The organism is Streptomyces sp. LS-MS-L19 (assembly GCF_058382285.1).
The window spans coordinates 8,812,582-8,828,340 of sequence record NZ_JBYCLL010000001.1 but is presented as its reverse complement, the minus strand read 5'-3'; the positions used below and the strand labels follow the sequence as shown (position 1 = coordinate 8,828,340).

17 protein-coding genes are annotated in these 15,759 nt (G+C 71.3%); 5 read left to right on the top strand and 12 right to left on the bottom strand.

Features of this window, described 5'->3' with window-relative positions; genetic code table 11:
- Positions 1 to 65 precede the first annotated feature (65 nt).
- Entirely contained in the window at positions 66 to 1,553 is a 1,488-nt protein-coding gene (locus tag AC2XR2_RS39325; RefSeq protein ID WP_491517711.1) for an aldehyde dehydrogenase, read from the top strand.
- 175 nt (positions 1,554 to 1,728) lie between these two features.
- Positions 1,729 to 2,508 (top strand): LysR substrate-binding domain-containing protein, encoded by a 780-nt coding sequence (locus AC2XR2_RS39320; protein ID WP_491517710.1) that lies wholly within the window; start codon positions 1,729 to 1,731, stop codon positions 2,506 to 2,508.
- A gap of 11 nt (positions 2,509 to 2,519) precedes the next feature.
- On the opposite strand, the gene AC2XR2_RS39315 is transcribed toward AC2XR2_RS39320, so the two are convergent.
- On the bottom strand, positions 2,520 to 3,461 hold the full coding sequence (locus AC2XR2_RS39315; RefSeq protein WP_491517709.1) for a quinone oxidoreductase family protein: 942 nt from the start codon (positions 3,459 to 3,461) through the stop codon (positions 2,520 to 2,522).
- Positions 3,462 to 3,603: 142 nt separating this feature from the next.
- Between AC2XR2_RS39315 and AC2XR2_RS39310 the strand changes: the two genes are divergently transcribed.
- Entirely contained in the window at positions 3,604 to 4,515 is a 912-nt protein-coding gene (locus AC2XR2_RS39310; RefSeq protein ID WP_491517708.1) for a helix-turn-helix transcriptional regulator, read from the top strand.
- Between the two features lie 50 nt (positions 4,516 to 4,565).
- Here the strand turns inward: AC2XR2_RS39310 and AC2XR2_RS39305 are convergent, their stop codons facing one another.
- The 5 genes from AC2XR2_RS39305 to AC2XR2_RS39285 form a co-directional block, all read right to left on the bottom strand.
- Positions 4,566 to 5,609, bottom strand: a complete 1,044-nt coding sequence (locus AC2XR2_RS39305; RefSeq protein ID WP_449351980.1) for an LLM class flavin-dependent oxidoreductase — start codon at positions 5,607 to 5,609, stop codon at positions 4,566 to 4,568.
- Between the two features lie 14 nt (positions 5,610 to 5,623).
- Entirely contained in the window at positions 5,624 to 6,094 is a 471-nt protein-coding gene (locus tag AC2XR2_RS39300; protein ID WP_491518579.1) for an NAD(P)-dependent oxidoreductase, read from the bottom strand.
- Between the two features lie 25 nt (positions 6,095 to 6,119).
- Entirely contained in the window at positions 6,120 to 6,491 is a 372-nt protein-coding gene (locus tag AC2XR2_RS39295) for a DoxX family protein (protein ID WP_491517707.1), read from the bottom strand.
- Positions 6,492 to 6,576: 85 nt separating this feature from the next.
- A complete protein-coding gene (locus tag AC2XR2_RS39290) occupies positions 6,577 to 7,257 on the bottom strand; it encodes an SDR family NAD(P)-dependent oxidoreductase (RefSeq protein ID WP_491517706.1) in 681 nt (226 codons plus the stop codon).
- A gap of 27 nt (positions 7,258 to 7,284) precedes the next feature.
- The gene (locus AC2XR2_RS39285; protein ID WP_491517705.1) at positions 7,285 to 8,223 is read right to left on the bottom strand and encodes an NADP-dependent oxidoreductase; all 939 of its coding nucleotides are present in this window, start codon (positions 8,221 to 8,223) and stop codon (positions 7,285 to 7,287) included.
- 103 nt (positions 8,224 to 8,326) lie between these two features.
- On the opposite strand from AC2XR2_RS39285, the gene AC2XR2_RS39280 reads away from it, so the two are divergent.
- Positions 8,327 to 9,028: a TetR/AcrR family transcriptional regulator gene (locus AC2XR2_RS39280; protein ID WP_449351977.1), complete on the top strand. Its 702-nt coding sequence runs from the start codon at positions 8,327 to 8,329 to the stop codon at positions 9,026 to 9,028.
- Positions 9,029 to 9,317: 289 nt separating this feature from the next.
- Here AC2XR2_RS39280 and AC2XR2_RS39275 read toward each other — a convergent pair whose 3' ends face one another.
- The 3 genes from AC2XR2_RS39275 to AC2XR2_RS39265 are packed head-to-tail and all read right to left on the bottom strand — an operon-like array spanning position 9,318 to position 12,003.
- Positions 9,318 to 10,040, bottom strand: coding sequence for a maleylpyruvate isomerase family mycothiol-dependent enzyme (locus AC2XR2_RS39275; RefSeq protein WP_491517704.1), 723 nt, complete (start codon positions 10,038 to 10,040; stop codon positions 9,318 to 9,320).
- On the bottom strand, positions 10,037 to 10,867 hold the full coding sequence (locus AC2XR2_RS39270) for a fumarylacetoacetate hydrolase family protein (protein ID WP_491517703.1): 831 nt from the start codon (positions 10,865 to 10,867) through the stop codon (positions 10,037 to 10,039). The genes AC2XR2_RS39275 and AC2XR2_RS39270 overlap by 4 nt, the downstream gene beginning before the upstream one ends.
- The gene (locus tag AC2XR2_RS39265) at positions 10,864 to 12,003 is read right to left on the bottom strand and encodes a cupin domain-containing protein (RefSeq protein WP_491517702.1); all 1,140 of its coding nucleotides are present in this window, start codon (positions 12,001 to 12,003) and stop codon (positions 10,864 to 10,866) included. Before AC2XR2_RS39265 ends, AC2XR2_RS39270 begins: the two co-directional genes overlap by 4 nt.
- 90 nt (positions 12,004 to 12,093) lie before the next feature.
- Here AC2XR2_RS39265 and AC2XR2_RS39260 point away from each other — a divergent pair, with 90 nt between their 5' ends.
- Positions 12,094 to 12,825 carry an IclR family transcriptional regulator gene (locus AC2XR2_RS39260; protein ID WP_491517701.1) on the top strand — a complete coding sequence of 244 codons (732 nt, stop codon included), beginning with the start codon at positions 12,094 to 12,096 and terminating at the stop codon, positions 12,823 to 12,825.
- A gap of 21 nt (positions 12,826 to 12,846) precedes the next feature.
- On the opposite strand, the gene AC2XR2_RS39255 is transcribed toward AC2XR2_RS39260, so the two are convergent.
- The 3 genes from AC2XR2_RS39255 to AC2XR2_RS39245 all read right to left on the bottom strand — a co-directional run bounded on the left by AC2XR2_RS39255 (position 12,847) and on the right by AC2XR2_RS39245 (position 15,653).
- Positions 12,847 to 13,650: a GntR family transcriptional regulator gene (locus tag AC2XR2_RS39255; RefSeq protein ID WP_491517700.1), complete on the bottom strand. Its 804-nt coding sequence runs from the start codon at positions 13,648 to 13,650 to the stop codon at positions 12,847 to 12,849.
- A 132-nt stretch (positions 13,651 to 13,782) separates the two neighbouring features.
- Positions 13,783 to 14,682, bottom strand: coding sequence for an ABC transporter substrate-binding protein (locus AC2XR2_RS39250; RefSeq protein ID WP_491517699.1), 900 nt, complete (start codon positions 14,680 to 14,682; stop codon positions 13,783 to 13,785).
- Positions 14,683 to 14,735: 53 nt separating this feature from the next.
- Positions 14,736 to 15,653 carry a VOC family protein gene (locus AC2XR2_RS39245; protein WP_491517698.1) on the bottom strand — a complete coding sequence of 306 codons (918 nt, stop codon included), beginning with the start codon at positions 15,651 to 15,653 and terminating at the stop codon, positions 14,736 to 14,738.
- Positions 15,654 to 15,759: the final 106 nt, after the last annotated feature.

The following is a 15,759-nucleotide window of genomic DNA, read 5'->3' as shown; positions in this document are numbered from 1 at the left end:
CCGGTGGACGAACGTCGGATCCGCGCCTTCCACTCGGGACGCGCGGAGAGGAAGAGGAGTTGTCCATGTCGCTTCAGGATCGGTCAGCCCCCGTGATCGAGCGGGATCTGTTCATCGGCAACGAATGGCGTCCGAGCGCGGACGGTCGCTCGCAGTCGCTGGTCAACCCGGCGACGGAGGAGGAGTTCGGCAGGGTCGCGCTGGCGTCGAGTGCCGACGTGGACGCCGCGGTGCGGGCCGCGCGGATTGCGTTCGACGAGGGGCCCTGGCCCCGGCTGTCCGTGAAGGAGCGGGCCGACTACATGCTCGCCCTCGCCGACGAGATCGAGCAGCACGCGGACGCCATCACCGAGGTGGTGACGGCCGAGACCGGGCTGGTCCTCGGCGCCGCCCGCGGCAACCCGCTGGCCTTCGCCGGCCTGCTGCGCTACTACGCGAACCTCGCCGACTCGACCGAACTCCACGAGGTCCGCACCGGCCTGACCGGCGCCACCGCGCGCATCGAGAAGCGGCCCGTCGGGGTCGTAGCAGCGATCGTGCCGTGGAACGCGCCGCTCGGTCTCGCCGCGTTCAAGCTTCCGCCGGCGCTCCTGGCCGGCTGCACGATCATCATGAAGCCGTCCGACTTCTCACCGCTGAGCGCCGGCTATGTCGCGGACGCCGCGCTCAAGGTCGGCCTGCCGGCGGGTGTGATCAACGTCCTCACCGCCGGTCCCGAGCAGAGCCAGGAGCTCGTCAGCCACCCGGGGGTGGACAAGGTGACGTTCACCGGTTCGACGGGCGTGGGGCGCGCCATCGCCGCGGCCGCGGCGCCCACGCTCAAGCAGGTCACGCTCGAACTCGGCGGCAAGTCCCCGGCGGTGATCCTGCCGGACGCGGATCTCGACCGGATCGTCCACACGCTGACGATCAACGTCTGCAACAACAACGGCGCGGTCTGCACGAACCCGAGCCGGCTGATCGTTCCCGAAAGCCGCAAGGACGAGATCGTCGGGGCGCTCGCCGCATCGTTCGCGCGCGTCACGGTCGGGGATCCGACCGACCCGGACGCGACGGTCGGCCCGATGATCAACAAGGCGCACTACGAGAAGGTCCTCGGCTTCTTCGAAACGGCCCGGCAGGAAGGCGCGACCTTCGCCGTCGGCGGTGGCCGCGCACCCGGGTTCGACAAGGGCTACTACGTCCTGCCGACCATCATCACCGACGTGACGCCCGACTCCCAGGTCGCGCAGGAGGAGATCTTCGGCCCCGTGACCGCGGTGCTCACCTACCGCGACGAGGACGAGGACGAGGCGATCCGGCTGGCCAACGACACCGAGTTCGGGCTCAACGCCGCCGTCTTCAGCAGCGACGAACAGCACGCGCTCGAGGTCGCCCGCAGGATCCACAGCGGTACGGTCTCGATCAACAACGGCATCACCATCGATCTCGGGGTGCCGTTCGGCGGCGTCAAGCAGTCGGGCTACGGCCGCGAACTCGGCCCCGAGGGTCTGGACGCGTTCTACGACACGCACGCGATCTTCCTCGACGGCGAGCCGGTCGTGACGCTCTAGCGTCATGCGGACCGCCCCGGTCCGGCGCCGCGGAGACGGGCCCTGCCGTTGACCGGCGGCTGCGCTCAACACGCCCTGCTGCCCGCCCAGTCGGACAGGCCGCGGAGTTCACTGACTACGTATCCGGCGAGGGACGTTGCGGGGGCGCGCCGCACGCCAGCGGAATCTGCCCTCCGTGTTCAAGGCCGGCGCGGAACGGCTCGGGATCGCGCAGCCGCCGCTGTCGAGGGCGATCGGCGCGGTTTTCCTGGCCGAGTGCCGGAAAGTACTGACCGCGGTGGACTCGGCGGTGTCGCGCGCACAACGTAGCGGCCGCCCGCACCGGCTGACGGTAGCCGCGCTGCAGGGGACGGGGTCCGGGCTGCTGGCGGGTGTGCTCCGCTCCTACCGCCGCCAGCCCGGTGCTGCCGACGTCGACGTCGTGTTCGCCCGGGACCATGTCGACTTCGTGCGCAACGGTTCGGCGGACTTCGCGTTGACATGCGGTCACGAGGGCCTGGAGGGACTGGAATTCACCGAACTCGCCCAGGAGCGGACCGTCGCATTGCTGTCGGCGGATCGTTTCCTCGCAGCGAAATCGGCGATTTCCTCTGCCGATCTCGCGTCGGAGGGGATTTTCCGGCCGGACTGGCCTGAGGGCACGCTCGACGAGATCAGCGACCAGGTCGCGATGGGCGCATTGAGCGTGATGGTGGGGGCGAGCGCGACCGACCGGATCGGACCCGCCGTCGTGGCGGTTCCGGTGACGGATGTGCCATTGACGCAATTGGTGCTGACCTGGGGGCCGGGCATCCCGGCTGCGACACGGGACGCATTCGTGCGTACGGCCAAGAACGTGACGACCAAGCACCTGTCCGCGGCGGGGAGCCCCGAGGAGAGCGCCCGTCGATCGTACGAACCACACGGTGGCGGCCTCGGTGACGACCACCGTGCGCCCCTCGAACCGCCACCGTGACAGGGCTGGTGTCAGCCGTGGTCGGGGACCAGGACGATCCGGCCCCGCAGCCCGCCCTCGGCGAGGGCCCGGTGGGCGTCGGCGATCCGCTCCAGCGGATAGGTCTTCGCCACCCGCAAGCTGATCAGACCGGCGCCCGCGAAGGCCGCCAGCTTGGCCAGGCGCCCGGCATCGGTGTGCCAGGCCATGTTGATCATCCGCACTTCGCGGCGCGCCATGGGCGCGGAGTTGAGCAGCGACACGAACGCACCACCGTGCCGTACGGCGCCCGCCGCCCCGGCGGCCAGGTTGGCCGCGTCGACCGCGCCGTGCACACCGCCCGGTACCAGTCGGCGCACCGTGGGCACCAGGTCGTCCTCGCGTGAGACGAAATGCTGCGCACCGGCCTCCAGCAGGAGCTTCTCGTCGGCCGGTCCGCCCTGGGCGATCACGTTCAGCCCCCGCAGCCGCGCAAGCTCCACCGTGAAGAGCCCCACCCCGCCGGCGGCGCCCGACACCAGCAACCACTGCCCCGGTTCCAGAGCCAGCGCGTCCAGCGCCTGGTCGGCGGTGGTCGCGTTCAGCCCGACCGTGGCCAGGTGCACCAGGTCGATTCCAGCCGGCGCGGGGGCCAGTTCCCAGTCCTCGAGTACGACGTACTCGGCCTGAGTGCCGAACGGCCGGTCCAGTCGCTCCTGCGTGCCGAGCACGGGGTCGCCGACGGCGAACCGGGTGACACCCTCGCCCACCGCGGCGACCGTGCCGGCCACATCCGTGCCGAGGCCGAACTGCGGGCGCGCCGCGGTGGCGCCGTACTGAACGTTGAGCCCCGTCCGCACCATGACGTCGGCGAAGTTGACCGTGGCGGCGACCACCTTGACCAGTACCTCTCCGGGCCCCGGTTCGGGCGTCGCCACCTCGACGACCTCGATCGCCTCGGGACCGCCGGACTCTCGGACTACTGCTGCACGCATCTGTCCTGTCTTCCTCTCCGCGCATCCCGTGTGGGGGCGCGGGTCCGACGTTCGTCCAGCGGTGAGCTGCGAGGAAGGTCCGTTCCTACCTGGGTCCAGCAGGGCCAGGCAGGGGTGCCGGCTGCGGCGTACCGTCGATGGCGTGGAGACGACCATCGGTGCGTTCCTGCGCACCCGACGCGAGCGCATCACGCCTGAGCAGGCGGGGCTGCCCCCCAGCCTCACGCGGCGACGGGTACCGGGGCTGCGACGCGAGGAGGTCGCCCTGCTCGCCGGTGTCAGCCCGGACTACTACCAGCGCCTGGAGCAGGGGCGTACCCCGCAGGTCTCCGACCAGGTGCTCGACGCCGTAGCACAGGCGCTCTCCCTCTCGGACGTGGAGACCGAGCACCTGCGCAACCTGGCCCGCCCGCGACGAACCGGCACCGAGGCGAGAACCACGCAGCAGGCATCGGGAGCGGTGCCCGACGAACCGCTGGTCCGGCTGCTGGAAGCCATGGGGGACGCGCCCGCAATGCTGCTCGGCGCCCACCTCGACATCCTCGCGGCCAACGCCGCGGCCGACGCCGTGTTCGACGTGAGCGGCATGCCGCAGCCCCGCAACGCGGCACGACTGCTCTTCCTGCACCCGGAGGCCCGCTCCCGGTACGCGAACTGGGAGGCGATGGCCGCGGAGACGGTCGCCCAGCTGCGCCTGCTGACCGGCCGCCGGCCCGACGACGCCAAGCTGGCCGCGCTGGTCGGTGAGCTGGCCATTCGCAGCGAGCCGTTCCGGCGGCTGTGGGCGACCGGCGACGTACGGGAGAAGCGGTTGGGCGTCACCCGGATCGTGCACCCGGTCGTCGGGACGCTCGAGTTCGACTACCACATGCTGACCGTGCCCGCCCGCCCCGATCGCTCACTGATCACCTACCTGCCGCAGCCCGGCTCACCAACGGCTGAGGCCCTCAAGATGCTGCTGAGCTGGGTCGCCGACCACCCCGACCCGACCGGTCAGGAACTCCCCACCGCAGCACCGGCACCCGAGGGAGACGAGAGCTCGACGACCGCCTGAGCGTCCTTGCACAACCAGGTGGGGAGCGACCGCCGCATGGCGCCTGCTCACTACGACTTCGTCGTCAGCTCGGCGTGGATCTGCGGAAGCACCTTCGTGCCGAGGAGTTCGATGCCGCGCAGGAAGTCGCGCTGGGGCATGCCGCCGACGTCCATCTGGAGGATCTGGCGGCTGTGGCCGAGCAGTTGGTGCAGGTGGAGGATGCGGTCGGCGATCTCGTCGGGGCTGCCGACGAAGACCATGCCGTCGGGGCCGTAGTTCGCGGCGCGGTCGGCGCGGGAGGGGGCCGGGCGGCCCAGTTCGGCCAGGCCCTCGGCCATCATGCGGTGCTCGTGTTCCAGGTACGTCGATCGGGCCTGTGTGCCGGATTCGGCGACGAATCCGTGGACGGAGACGGCGATGTCCGCCCGTTCGCCGGGGTGACCGGAGGCGGTCCAGGCGTCGCGGTAGGCGTGGCCGTAGCGTGCCCAGTGGTCGGGCGTGCCGCCGAGGACGCCGAGGAACATGGGCAGGCCCAGCTCGACGGCGCGGCCCACCGAGTGGGGGCTGCCGCCGGTGCCGAGCCAGATCTTCAGCGGCTCCTCGGGGCGGGGGAAGACGGTGACATCCCGCAGCGGCCTCGTGCGGTGGGGGCCGTGCCAGGTGACGTTCTCGCCGGCGTTGACCGCCGTCAGCAGGTCGAGCTTGGAGGCGTAGAGCATGTCGTAGTCGTGCTCGTCGTGGTCGAAGAGGGGGAAGGTGATCGTCGACGAGCCGCGTCCGGCGACCAGTTCGATGCGTCCCGGAGCGAACGACGCGGCGGTGGCGAGCTGTTGGAAGACCCGGATCGGGTCGTCGGTGGACAGCACGGTGACCGTGGTGCCGAGCTTGATCCGGTGGGTGGAGGCCGCGGCCGCGTTGATCACGGAGGTGGGCGAGGACAGCGGCATCGCCCGCATGTGGTGCTCCCCCACCCCGAAGAAGTCCAGGCCCACCTCGTCGGCGAGCTTGACGGCCTCCAGGACGTCGCGCAGCGCCTGGGCGGTGGGGCCGCGGCTGCCGTCGGGCAGGCGCGGGGTGTTGCCGAAGGAGTAGACACCGAGTTCGAAGCTCACAGCGGCCTCCAGGTTCAGTTGCTGAGGGCGGGCATGGCCCGCCGGTGGCGGGTGTCGGTGAGCTGGGAGACCAGGAGCGGTGCTGCCGGCGGCCTGGGCATCAGCCCGGCCATGACGGGCAGGACCTTGTGCTTCCAGTGGGGCTCGTCGTGGGGGTCGGCGAGCGAGGGTGTGGCCAGGCCGGTGAAGCGGGTGACGTTCCGCGCCTCCATGACCTGCGCGATGGTGCGGGTTCCGTCGGTCAGCTGGGAGCCGGTCGTGGACCGCTTCAGGGAGGGCCCCAGCGCGCTGATCACCGCCTCGGCGCCGCTCACGGCCTGCTCGACGGCAGCGCGGTGGGACAACTGCCCGGTGACGACCGTGAGGTGGGCGTGGGTGAGAGCGGGCTCGGCGGGAGTGCGGACCAGAGCGGTGACCTGGTGGTCGCCGTCCAGGAGCTGCTGGGCGACCAAGCGGCCGATGGCGCCGCTCGCCCCGAAGACGATGAGAGACGGTTCCTCGCGAGGGGGGTCAGAAGCTGTAGGGGCCGAAGCGCCCCCACGCCACCAGGGCGGCAAGGACGAGCAGTACGGCGTTGAAGGCGATCGCGCCGGGTTCCTTGCGGCGGGCGTGGGTGATCGCGGCGAGCACCATCACCACGACCAGGCCGGTCGCCGCCAGCGGGGTCAGTACGGGGGCTATGTCGGTGGCCGCCGGCAGGATCAACCCCAGCGCCGCGGCGAACTCCATGATGCCGATGAGACGGACGGTGTTCTGGGAGAAGTCGGCCGTCCAGGGCAGCTGGCCGGCCAGCTTCTCCTTGGGCTGGGTGGACTTCATGACGCCGGCCATGGCGAACATGGCGGCCAGCAGGGCCTGGACGATCCACAAGAAGACGCTCACGTACGGATTCCTCGCAAGAGCAGGGGACGGGGGTGGGGAGGGAGCGGGTGACCACCAGGGAGCGCTCCCGGGAGGGGCCGGCGGGTCAGGCGTTGAAGACGGCCTCGGAACGGTCGCGGCTCTCGTGCAGGTCCCAGTACAGGGGGGCGATCTCCTCGGCCGAGGCCGTCGGGAAGCCTTCCGGGCCGCCGTCGCCGATCCAGACGTTGATGGCCACATGGGCGGCGTACACCCCGCTGCCGGCCAGCTCCTTGTGCAGGTTGACGACCCAGTTGCGCAGCGCCGCCCCGGCCGCGTTGACGTTGCCGAGCATCGGCACCGGGTCGACGGATCCGCCACCGGAGGTGAACAGCAGGGTCCCGGCACCGGCCTCCCGCATCGCGGGCAGGACCGCCCGAGCCGCCGCGACGGCGCCGTAGAGGAGGTACTCGATCTGCGGCTGCAGATTGTCCACCGTGACCTCGGTGGGGGTGGCCAGGACATGACCGGGCACCGGGGTGTGCGGGGCCGGTGAGTACTCCAGGACGTCGATGCCGCCGAAGCGGGCTTTCACGGCGTCCAGTGCGTCGGTCAGGGAGGGCCGGTCGAGGACGTCGGCCGGGAACGCCTCGGCGGTGATGCCTTCCTCGCCGAGCTGGTCGACCAGCGTCTGGAGTTTCTCCTTGGTGCGGGAGATCAGGGCGACGTCGAAGCCGCGGGCGCCGAAGGTGCGGGCGATGGCCAGGCCCATGCCGGGGCCGGCGCCGATGATGGCGATGGTGGGCATGCTGAACTCTCTTTCGCTGGAGGTGTGTCAGGAGCAGGAGACGGTGATCTTGCCCGGGGTGCCGGAGCTGAAGGCGGCGAACGCCTCCGCGGCCCGCTCCAGCGGGAAGGTGGCCGTGACCGGCACCCGCAGCGCGCCCGAGGCGACCTGCTCGGCCAGCGAGGTCAGGGTCGTCGGACCGGGGGCGGCCATGATCGTGTGGACGGTGACGTCGTGCCCCTTGACGTCGTCCTGGCCGAGACCGGTGGCGGAGGCGAGCTGTCCGCCCGGCCGCAGCAGATCCGCGAGCGCCGCGCCGTCACCCGCCAGGTGCAGGACCACGTCCACGCCCTCCGGGGCGATCTCTCGGACCTGCGCCGTAAGGTCACCGGTGAAGTCGACCACGTGCACGTCCGCGTCGGTGAGGCCGGTGACGAAGTCGGTCTGCGTGCCGGGGCGGGCGGTCGCGATCACCTTCGCACCCCGGGCGGCGGCGAGCTGCACCGCCAGCGAACCCACCCCACCGCCGGCCCCGGAGATCAGCACCGTCTCGCGCTCGGCCAGGCCCACCGCGTCCAGGCTCACCACGGCAGTCGCCCCGGCCACGGCCAGCGCGCCCGCGTCCCCCACCGCCAGGCCCTCCGGGATACGGGCCACGCCGTGTCCGGCGGGCACGGTGACGTACTGGGCCAGCGAACCGGCGCCCAGGAACGGCTTCAGCACCACACCGAAGACCGCGTCACCGACCGCGAAGCCGTCCACGCCCTCGCCCAGCGCCTCGACGGTGCCCGCGAAATCCTGGCCGAGGACCAGCGGGAACCGGTGCTCCATGAACGCCTGCGTGTAACCGGCGGCGGTGGCGATGTCGATGCCGTTCAGAGAGGCGGCGGCCACCTTGACCAGCAGTTCCCCGGCCTGCGGGCGAGGGCTGTCCACCTCGGTCACTGCAGGGGTGGACGGGACGGATTCGAGCGTGAGTGCACGCATGACAACACCCTTTCCAAAACAAGTGGGACGGGCGGCCCACTTTCATCGCAGCCCACCGTACAGCAGAAACGGCCCGCCCATTCCACTTGGGTAGAGTGGGGGGATGACCTCGTCACCTGCCGACCAGGCGCTGTCCCCGCAGACCGGCCGGGGGCTGCGCGCCGACGCCGAACGCAACCGCTGCCGCATCCTGGCCGCCGCCCGCCACCTCTTCGCCACCGAAGGACTCGGCGTCTCCATGGCCTCGGTCGCCCGCGAGGCAGGGGTCGGCAAGGCCACGCTCGGCCGGCGCTTCGCCAACCGGGACGAGCTGGTGAACGCGGTCTTCGCCGACCGCATGGACGCCTACGTCGACGCCGTCACCGAGGCACTCGCCGACCCCGACCCGTGGCGCGGCTTCACCGGCTACCTCCATGCCGTCTGCGCCATGCAGGCCGCCGACCGCGGCTTCGCCGACGTCCTGGCCATGACCTTCCCCGCCGCGAAGGCGCTGGAGGCCCGCCGCGCCGAGGCGTACCACCGGATGCTCGAGCTCATCACCCGCGCCAAGGACACCGGGCATTTGCGCGAGGACTTCACCCACCAGGACGTCGTCATCCTGCTCATCGCCAACGCGGGAGTCGTCACCGCCACCGGCGAAGCCGCCCCCGACACCTGGCGCCGCCTCGTCGGCCACATGATCCGCTCCTACGCGACGCCCGACGCACCGATCCCTCCCCTGCCCGAAGCACCGGCGCCCACCGCTCTCTACCGCGCCATGGTGCGCCTCTCACACGCCGCCCAGGACTCCGACGTCGAGCCGTGACACGCACTCGCGAAGTGGGGGACGTTCCGACTTCGAGCAGTTGATCTCGGGGCTGCTCGCGGAGGCGGCAGAGCGGGGCACCTTCCGTGCGATGCCGCCGCGGCTGGCCACCCTGCAGTTCCTCAACCTGCACCACCACACGTATCAGTGGGTGCGACCGAAGGTCAGTGGGACGCGGCGCTCCTGGCCCGTGAGTACTGCGGGACCCTGTTCCGCGGATTCGGTGCCGCCGGCCATGCCGCCGGTCCCCCCGCCACCGCGACGGCCGGCGGCGCCCCACCCTCCTACTTCACAGCCACGCGGGCAGTGCCGGTACGGATCCGCCGCCGGCGTAGAGAGGGCCTGGTACGGGTCGGCCGGTGGCGTAGGCGGCCAGGCTGGGGAGGTCGCCGGTCACCGTGAGCGTCTCCGCTGGGCGGGGCACGCCCAGGAGCCAGGTGCGACCGCCGTCCTCGGCCCGCAGCTCGACGGGCGGCAGGTCCGTGCGAGCCCGGAGCCCGGCTGCCACGTCGTCCACCAGGGCCGCGCAGACCTCACGGGGGACGTCGTCGAAGCTCGTGCCGTTGTCCAGGTCGACGGCGTGGACCCACACCTCGCGCACCCGCATCCAGGGGACCTCCCGGACCGGCACCTCGCGTCCCCTGGCGGTCCGGACCGTCGCCTCCCAGCAGGTGTCGGGCAACGCGTCGAGTTCCCCGGCGAGTCGGCCGTCGGCCTGGAGCAGGTCCGCGCGCAGTGCGGCGGCCGGGCGACGGGCCCCTTTCTCGATCTCGCGGGCACGCTGGTCGGGACCGGCGTACATCGGTGTTTCGACACCGGTGCGGGCCCAGTTCAGGAGGTTGAGCAGCGCGTCCGCGTTGCGGGCCAGGTGCGTGACGACGTGCGCCCGGCTCCAGCCCGGCAGGTACGAAGGTCGGAGAAGGCTCGTGTCGGTCGCCAGGTGCACTGCGGCCTCGAAGGCGGCAGTGCCCTTTGCCAGCCACTCCAGCATCGCGTCCGGCCGGCCGCTCACCGCACTTCCCTGCGGCAGGTGTTGCGGCACTCGCCGAGCCCCTCGATCCGGGTGACGAGCACGGAGCCGTCCTGAAGGTAGCGGGCCGGCTTGCGGGCGTGCCCTACACCGCCCGGGGTGCCCGTCGCGATCACGTCGCCGGGGACGAGGGTGACGATCTCGGACACGTACGCGACCAGCGTGGCGGGATCGAAGACGAGGTCCCCCGTGTCGGCCTTCTGAACCGTGTCGCCGTCGACCTCGCAGGCCAGGCCCAGTCCCCCGGCGGCCACGGCGGGATCGTCGGCGGTGACCAGCCATGGCCCGACGGGTGTCGTGTCCTCGAAGGTCTTGCCCTGGTGCCACTGCGGGGTGCGGAACTGCCAGTCCCGGGCGGTGACGTCGTTGAGCACCGTGTATCCGGCGATCGCGGCGCGCGCCCGCTCCGGGTCCGCGTGCCGTACCTCGGTCCCGATCACGACGGCGAGTTCGGCCTCCCAGTCCATCTGCGTGGCCGTGGCGGGCAGGACCACCTCGTCGTAGGCGCCGACCAGCGCCCGTGCGTACTTGGAGAACAGCGTGGGGTACCGCGGCAGTTCGCGGCCCATCTCCAGGATGTGGTTGCGGTAGTTGAGGCCGACGCAGACGACCTTCTCCGGCCGCACGACCAACGACGCGTAGTCCAGGGGGCCTTCGTAGCGGTCGCCGTCGGCGTTCGCGGCTGCCGTGGACCAGTCGGGGCTGCGCAGGAAGTCGACCAGGTCGCTCTCCCCCAGGTCCACCGCGGTGTCCCCGTCGATGCGGACGGCGCGGGTGGTGCCGTCGATCCGGATGGTGGCCAGCTTCACTTCTGTTCTCCTCGGTAAGTGCGGGCGAGGCCCAGGGCCTCGTGGACGGGCTCGTCGCTGAAGCGGAACAGGTCCACCTGGGTGTGCGCGGTGAGAGCGACCTCGCACCAGGACGGGACGGCGAACAGGTCGCCCTTGGCTACGTCGAAGACCCGGTCGCCGATGCGGGCGGTCGCCTCGCCGTGGAAGACCTGCCAGACCGCCGAGCCGACCGTGCGCACCGGAGCGGTCCGCGTCCCCGCCCGCAGTCGGCGCATCTCGGTGCGGATCGTGACCAGGGCGTCCCTGCCGGTGGTGGGGTTGGAGAAGCGGACACCGGCGTGCCCCGGCTCGATCACGCCGACGGCCCCTTCGGACTCGAGCTCCAGCTGCGCGGTGAGCGCGGCGTCGGTGTGTTCCCAGCGGTAGGCGGCCAGCGGGGAGTTGGGCCGGTCGGGTTGGCTGACCGGACGCAGGCCCGGGTGGGCCCACAGCCGCTCACCGCGCGAACGCTCGGGCGTCGTCCGGGTGGACAGCTCGTCGGGGCCGAACTCGAAGAATCCGGCGTCCAGTTGGGAGACCAGAGGGATGTCCAGGCCGTCGATCCAGGCCATCGGCCGGTCAGTGACGTTCTGGTGCTCGTGGAAGGCCCAGCTCGGCGTCAGCAGCAGGTCGCCGCGCCGCATCGCCACCGCGTCCCCGTCGACGTTCGTCCACACCCCCTCGCCGTCCACGACGAACCGGAAGGCTCCTTGGCTGTGCCGGTGCGAGGGGGCGACCTCGTGCGGCCCCAGGTACTGGATCGCGGCCCACAGGGTGGGGGTCGCGTACGGCAGCCCGGGCAGTCCCGGATTGGACAGCGCCATCGCCCGGCGCTCACCGCCCCGCCCCACGGGCACCAGTTGCCCGGAGCGCTCCGCGATCGGCAGCAGTCGCGCCCACGGCCACAGGTGCGGGACCGCGGCCGGCCGTGGCGAGGTCGGCATGAGATCGTCGCGCTGATTCCACAGGGGCATCAGGTCCGCATCCTTGAAATCTGCATACAGCTCGTCCAGCTCCTTGCGCTGGATCAGCTCGTCTGCTGTGTCGGTCACCGCAACCTCCAGGGTGCACGCCAAGGCAGCCTGCCCAAAGTGTGCACAGTTTGTCGATGTCACCGACCGTACCCACGCATTCCCCTGGCTGGAATGACCTGCCGATAGGATTCCTCTGTGCAGAATTCACGCGGCTCATCGCCGTCGTATCCAGTGAGCGCCGCAGGCAACGCCCTGCGTGCCGTCCGACTCCTGCACGAGCACGGTGAGCTGCGCGTCATGGACGTGGCCGACCGGCTCGGCGTCGCGCGGTCGACGGCCCACCGGGTCCTGGCGATGCTCGTGTTCGAGGGGTTCGCGGAACAGGACCGCCACAAGGCCTACCGACCGGGGCCGGCCCTCCGGGCGATCAGGGGCAGCCAGGCCACGCCACGTCCCGACCTGATCACCCTTGCCCGTCCCCACCTGCAACGCCTGTCGGACACGGTGCGCGAGACCACCCACCTGATGGTGCTGGAGGGCAACGGAGCCCGGTTCCTGGACGGAGTGGAAGGTCCGCAGGCGCTGCGCGTCGGCTACCGCACGGGCGCGCTCCTGCCCGCCCATGTGACCTCGGGCGGCAAGGCACTGCTCGCCGAGCTGCCGCCGGAGCGACTCCGGGCGCTCTACCCCAACGGACTGCCCGAGCAAGGGGCCAGGACACCGGAGGACGTCGAACGCCTGGCGGCCGAGCTGACGACGATCCGCCGCACCGGTTGGGCCCTCAACCTCCAGGAGAGCGAGCGGGGCGTGAACGCGGTCGGGGTGTGCGTCCGCGACCATACGGGTGCGGCCGTGGCCGCCGTCGCGGTGGCGGCGCCGTCCGCCCGCTGCCCCAGGAGCCGACTGACGGAACTGGCCCGGCCGCTGCGGTCGGTGGCGCGGGACATCAGCGGGGAACTGTGACCGTCGAGAAGTGAGGGAGCGTCAGGACTGACCGTTGCCCGCGAGCCCCAGGGCCGTGCGCGTGGCCGCGGGTTCGTACTCGGGAGCGATGTCCGCCAGCACGCTCAGGGCGGTACGTGCCAGATGGCGGGCGACCACGCGGGCGGCTTCGGCCGGGTCGCTCAGGCGCAACGCCTCGAGAAGCGCCTCGTGCTCGGCGTACGCCTTGCCCCACGAGGCGGGCGCGCCCAGCTGAGCCAGGCGGATGTAGCGCTCGCTGTGCTCTCCGAGCGAGGCGATCATGCGCTGGAGCTGGGGACCCACCGCCTGGGTGGCGATGCTGTGGAACTCGTGGTGAGCCGCGTGCCACTCGTCCGGATGGTCGTCGACCGTCAACGTCTTCATACGCTTCAGGGCGTCACTCATGCGCTCCGTGTCGGCGGCCGTGAACGACTTGGCGGTCATGCTGACGGCGAGCGTCTCGAGCATGATCCGGGCCCCGTAGACGGCGTCCAGGTCCTCGGGGTCCACGGACCGCACCCGCGCCCGCTGGTCGGGCCGCGCGTCGATGAGCCCCTCTTCCTGGAGCAGCCGGAACGCCTCGCGCATGGGGGTGCGGCTGACGCCCAGCTTCCGGGCCATCTCGGCCTGGAGCAGGGCCGATCCCGGTGGCAGTTCGCCGTTCAGGATCATGGCGCGCAGGCGGCCGTGGACGTCGAGAGCAAGTCGGCGGCCACCCGTGGGGGCCGCGGGAGCGTCGTCCGGCGGCGCGGACTCGGCCCGCACCTCGCCCCCGTCGTCAGCCGGGCGCTGTTCCTGGCGAGACTCGCTTCTGCTCCTACTCACGCCGGGGATTCTACCCAGGTGTATGCAGCCGATACTGCCTCTCGTCCCAACTACCCTGCGGAGAAGCGCCCCGCCCGTCCCCGGTCCGTCTCGGAAGGTGCACGACTGTATCCACCTGATGGACGGTTCGCGTCAACCGTCTCGACCGGGTCCGATCAGGGAGGTGAGCGGGCGGGCGGGTTGCCAGTCAGGGGTGAAGCGACGGCGCAGCTCGGCCACGGCCTCCATGCCGCTCAAGGTCACCTCGGGTGAGGTCGAGAGGCCGGCCGGCCCGAGGAGGCCGGGGACAGTCGCCCGGGCTGCCGCGGGGGGCAGGCCCTGCCGCAGCAGGGCCGCCTCGACACCTCCTGCGCCGGAGGCCAGCAGTTCCTCGGTGCTCCTGCGGCAGACCTCGACGTAGGCACGGGTGTGCCATGCCTTCGCCGTCTCACGCGGGGCCACCACCACGTTGGTAATGAGGTCGGGTACGACCTGGAGGTGTCCGCCGACGCGGGAAAAGCCCTGCTCGGCGGCGAGGACGTCGTACGGAGGATGGAGTGTGGTGCCGTCCACGGTGTCCGCCAGCAGGGCCTTGAACCGCTGCGAGGTACCGCCGACGGGGACGAGCCGGTCGTCGGTCACCGGCGAGGCGGCGATGTCCGTGAGTACGGCGCGCAGCACGAACGCGAAGGCGCTGTGGGCGTTGTCGACGGCCCATCGGCCTGTCGCGAGGGGGGCTTCGAGACGCCGGTGGACGGCGAGTTCGCCGATGCCCTCGGCCCGGACGGCCACCGGGTCCCTCGTCAGGAGTCCGCGCAGCAGGTGGTCGGGCGAGGTGTGCATGAGGTCGTAGTCGCCGTCGTTCCAGCCCGTCAGCTGCTGGTCGGAGGAGACCACCTGCACGAGGTTCACCTCCAGGCCGGCCTGCCGGAAGTATCCGGAGTCGACGGCGTGGTGGAGATGCACGACGCCGGCTCCCGGGAAGACGCCCACGGTGAGCCGCCGGGAGGGCGGCTGGGCGGGCGGGTGCGGCGTACTCGGTGCGGGAAGCATGAAGAACTCTCCGGACTCGGGAGCGAATGGTCAAGCCGGTCACCTGACCGAGGTCAGGCGGGCTTGTCCTCCTGGTTGGTGATGAAGTCGGCCGGCATCTCGGGGCTCCACACCGCGGCCGGGCAGTCCCAGTCGTTCGGCTGCCAGTCCTCGGTGATGCGGTCCATGTCCCCGGAGTACTCGATCCAGCTGCCCCAGGGGTCCTGGATGTAGTGGAAGAGGTTCGAGCCGAGGGTGTGCCGGCCCAGGCCCCAGCCCTTCGCGTAGCCCACGGAGGCCATGTTCCGCGCGCCCATGGCGATCTGGTCGATGTCGGCGACCATCCAGCTGGAGTGGTGGAGGCCGGGGTGCGTTCCCGGGACGAACCCGAAGACATGGTGGTCACCGGGGCCGGAGTTCATGAAGACGGGCCCGCCGTTGATGATGCGGTCCGACAGGCGCAGCCCGAGCGTGCGGGTGTAGAAGGCCTCGGACGCGTGCACGTCGGAGCTGAAGATCAGCATGTGCCCGAGCCGCTGCGGACGGGGCTTCTCGTCCACGGTCACCCAGCGGGCCTGGTCGATCCGTCGGATCCGGTCGCCGACATTGGCGTCCCGGACATCCGTGGTTCCGAAGTCGCGCCAGGGGGCGACCCCCTCGTCCCGGAGGTTGAGCAGGTTCCCTTCATGGTCCCGGAACCACAGTCCGCCGGGCACCTCGGCAGGCGCGTCCAGCAGCTTCAGGCGCATGCCCTCCAGGTGGCGCTGCCACGCGGGGAGCGAACCCGGCTCCACGGCGAACGCGACGTGATGCAGCCGCTTGACCGGCCCCTCCGTCAGCACCGTCTGGTCCTGCTCCCGGCCGTCGCAGCGCACCACCACGGCGTTGCCCCGCTCCGCCGCCTCCAGTCCGAACGCGCTGTAGAAGTCCGCGCCCGTGTCGAGCGACGGCACCTGGAGTCCGTAGTGCAAGAGACCTTTGACACGCAACATGTGCACTCCTCGTTGGTCGGGTGAACCCGCATCCCGCACAGGCACCCTGATAAGTGTGTACACCTGAGTCGGCTGAGCGTCCAGGCGTCCGGCGAAAGCTTTTCCA

Excerpts from the sequence above, each read along its gene's own strand:
- AC2XR2_RS39250 (WP_491517699.1), bottom strand. The coding sequence starts at position 14,682 with ATGCTTCCCGCACCGAGTACGCCGCACCCGCCCGCCCAGCCGCCCTCC.
- AC2XR2_RS39280 (WP_449351977.1), top strand. The coding sequence starts at position 8,327 with ATGACCTCGTCACCTGCCGACCAGGCGCTGTCCCCGCAGACCGGCCGG.
- AC2XR2_RS39290 (WP_491517706.1), bottom strand. The coding sequence starts at position 7,257 with ATGCCCACCATCGCCATCATCGGCGCCGGCCCCGGCATGGGCCTGGCC.
- AC2XR2_RS39285 (WP_491517705.1), bottom strand. The coding sequence starts at position 8,223 with ATGCGTGCACTCACGCTCGAATCCGTCCCGTCCACCCCTGCAGTGACC.
- AC2XR2_RS39315 (WP_491517709.1), bottom strand. The coding sequence starts at position 3,461 with ATGCGTGCAGCAGTAGTCCGAGAGTCCGGCGGTCCCGAGGCGATCGAG.
- AC2XR2_RS39325 (WP_491517711.1), top strand. The coding sequence starts at position 66 with ATGTCGCTTCAGGATCGGTCAGCCCCCGTGATCGAGCGGGATCTGTTC.
- AC2XR2_RS39245 (WP_491517698.1), bottom strand. The coding sequence starts at position 15,653 with ATGTTGCGTGTCAAAGGTCTCTTGCACTACGGACTCCAGGTGCCGTCG.